This is a genomic window from Micromonospora sp. MH33, from assembly GCF_003013775.1.
GTDB lineage: Bacteria > Actinomycetota > Actinomycetes > Mycobacteriales > Micromonosporaceae > Micromonospora > Micromonospora fulviviridis.
Window position 1 is genome coordinate 1 of the sequence record NZ_MUYZ01000518.1, and the last position, 2,685, is coordinate 2,685.

The 2,685-nt window shown below is 77.5% G+C and carries 3 protein-coding genes and 2 pseudogenes; 3 read left to right on the plus strand and 2 right to left on the minus strand.

Annotated features, from left to right (window positions below):
• Nucleotides 1-259, plus strand: a pseudogene (locus B0E53_RS35245) (shikimate dehydrogenase); the annotation flags it as partial.
• A gap of 58 nt (nt 260-317) precedes the next feature.
• Entirely contained in the window at nt 318-1,055 is a 738-nt protein-coding gene (locus B0E53_RS35250; RefSeq protein WP_107079807.1) for a zf-HC2 domain-containing protein, read from the plus strand.
• Between the two features lie 55 nt (nt 1,056-1,110).
• On the opposite strand, the gene B0E53_RS35255 is transcribed toward B0E53_RS35250, so the two are convergent.
• Both B0E53_RS35255 and B0E53_RS35260 read right to left on the minus strand, forming a co-directional pair.
• Entirely contained in the window at nt 1,111-1,539 is a 429-nt protein-coding gene (locus B0E53_RS35255) for a sigma factor (RefSeq protein WP_107079808.1), read from the minus strand.
• A 153-nt stretch (nt 1,540-1,692) separates the two neighbouring features.
• A complete protein-coding gene (locus tag B0E53_RS35260; RefSeq protein ID WP_107079809.1) occupies nt 1,693-2,166 on the minus strand; it encodes a molybdenum cofactor biosysynthesis protein in 474 nt (157 codons plus the stop codon).
• Nucleotides 2,167-2,256: 90 nt separating this feature from the next.
• Here B0E53_RS35260 and B0E53_RS39940 point away from each other — a divergent pair.
• A pseudogene (locus tag B0E53_RS39940) lies at nt 2,257-2,685 on the plus strand (hypothetical protein); the annotation flags it as partial.

Genomic DNA, 2,685 nt, shown 5'->3' on the forward strand with positions numbered 1-2,685 from the left:
GGTCGAGGCCGCGACGCGGCCGCGGCTGGCCGACGCCGACCTCGCGGTGAACGCGACCCCGCTGGGGCTGCGGCCCGACGACCCGCCGCCGTTCGCGGTGGCGGACCTGCCGGCGCACGCGGTGGTCGCGGACATCATCATGTCCCCGGCGGAGACCGCGCTGCTGCGCGCGGCGCGCGAACGCGGCCTGCCGGCGCACCCCGGCGAGCCGATGCTCGCCCACCAGATTGACGCCTACCTGGACTTCTTCGGGCTCTGACCGGCGGATCGGCCCGGGCCGCGGGAACCAGGCGGGCCGTGCGGACGACTACCTCTACATGGCGTGTGAGCAGTGGCGGGAGATCCTGTCGGCGGAGCTGGACGGGGAGGCGTCCCGGTCGGAGAGCGCGGCGGCCGAGGCACACCTGGCGGGCTGCGCCGGCTGCCGGGGCTGGTTCGAGGCGGCCGCCGGGGTGACCCGGCGGGCCCGTACGCAGCTCGCCCCGCAGGTGCCCGACCTGGTCGACGCGGTGCTCGCCGCCGCGCCGCCGCCCCGGCCCGGGTGGCGGGAGCGGCTGGCGCTCGGGCTGCGCGGGGTGCTCGGGCTGCTCGGCGCGGTGCAGCTCGTGCTCGGCCTGGCCCAGGTCGGCCGCGAGACCGTGATCGACCACGGGCACGCCACCGGCCAGCACCTGTGGCACGAGTCGGCCGCCTGGAACGTGGCGGTGGGCGCCGGCTTCCTCTACGTGGCGTTGCGGCGCTCCGCCCCGGCGGGGCTGCTGCCGATGCTCAGCGCGTTCGTCGCCACCCTGGTGCTGCTGTCGGTGAACGACCTGATCACCGGGCAGGTGGCGGTGCAGCGGCTGGTCAGCCACGGCTTCCTGCTGGTCGGCTGGGTGGTGATGGTGCTGCTCGCCCGGCCCCGGTGGCTCCCGGGCGGCACGCCGCCCCGACCGGGCCGCCCGGCCGGGTCGCGCTGGTCGCTGCGCACCGAGGAGCCGCCGGAGCCGGCCCCGCTGCGCCTTCTGCCCCCCACGCCGTACGCCGCGCAGGCCCGCGACACCCGGGCCGCCTGACGGCCCGAACGGCGGGCCGGTCCCGGCGCGGCACGCCCCCGGTCCAGGGCCGCCGTCAGACCACCCGACCGCCCCGGGCATCGTCCTGCCAGGCGGCGACCAGGTCCTCGCGGGCCCGGGCCACCCGGGAGCGGATGGTGCCGACCGGGCAGCCGCACACCTGGGCCGCCTGCCAGTCGGGCAGCGCGGCCACCCGGGGGCGCGCCGTGGCGGCCCGGACGTGGTCCACGGCGACCCGGCGGGCGATGGTGAAGACCCAGGTGCGCGCCGCGGACCGGCCGGCGAAACCGGGCAGGCCGCGCAGCGCGCGCAGGAACGTCTCCTGGGTCAGGTCGTCGGCCTCGGCGGGGCCGGCCAGGTGCGCGAGGAACCGCCACACCGGGCCCTGGAGGGCCCGGACGAACGCGGCGGCGGCCTGCTGGTCACCCCGGCCGGCCCGGTGCGCCCACCGGGTCACCTGCTCGTCGTCGGCCTCGGGGCTCATCCGCGACCGGCCCGCCGGTCCACCGTCGTCATGATCGACGGTACGGGCACGGGCCTCGCTCGGTTCATCCCTGGCGTCCTCCCTGCCACCTCGCCGCCGGCCGGACGGTCGCAGGTTGGTCGGCCGGCGGGGCCGGAAAGTTCCCGGGCCCGCTCAGGAGCCGACGGTGACCTCGACCGGCCCGACCCGCAGCACGCCGTCGGTGAGCGGGGCGCAGCGCACACCGCCCCGGCCGCGCAGCGCCTTCCAGGTGCCGGGCGCGACCGTGATGTCCAGCCAGGCGCAGGGCGGGGCGGCCCGGTGCACCCGCAAGCTGACCGGCCCGTCGCCGGAGTCCAGGGTGAGCACCCGCCCGACCAGCTCGTCCACGGCGATGCCAGCGGTCAGCACGTTGCGCCGGACCTGGCTGAGGTCGGCGCCGGCGGGCAGCGACTCCTGCGCGATCAGGGTCACGCTCGCCTCGCGGTGTGCCGGCCGGCCGAAGTAGCGGTCGCCGACGATGCCCAGGCCGGCCCGGATCCGGACCTGCTCCACCAGTTCGCCGGGCGGCGCCGGGGCCGGGCCGTCGGCCGGCCGGCCCACGTAGCGGTGCACCGGCGAGGCGAGCAGCTGGACGATCTCCGGCATGCGACGATTGTAGGCACGGACGTACCGTCACCAAAGCGGACGATAGCCGCCCTCACGTGTCCACGGTGGGTGGAGGCCGTTGTACCGGGTGTGACGGCGAGACGGTCCACCCCGGCCGGGCGTCACCCCGAGCTGGGACGGCAGATTGCATGGGCGCGGCGCGAGAACGAACGCCGGCGGCGCGCGTACGAGGCGGCGGCCCGGGACTGGCGCCGGCGCAACGAGCACCTGGAGCGGCTGAGGATCGAGGCGGCCGGGTTCCACGGGTGCGCCCTGCCCGGCACCGAGCTGCCGGTGCGGCTCGACGACGGCGAGGTGATCTACCGGATCCTGCCGGTCGCGGAGCTGGTCGAGGCGGAGGCCCGGCACCTGCCCGGGCTCCCCGCGCCGGACCCGGCGCTCACCGCGGAGCTGCTCGACCCCGCCGACGGCCCGCTCCCGACCAGCGTGCCGGCCACGTGCCGACCGCGATCAGCGTCCCGTGGTCCAAGGCGGCCAACGAGGACGGCACGTTCAAGT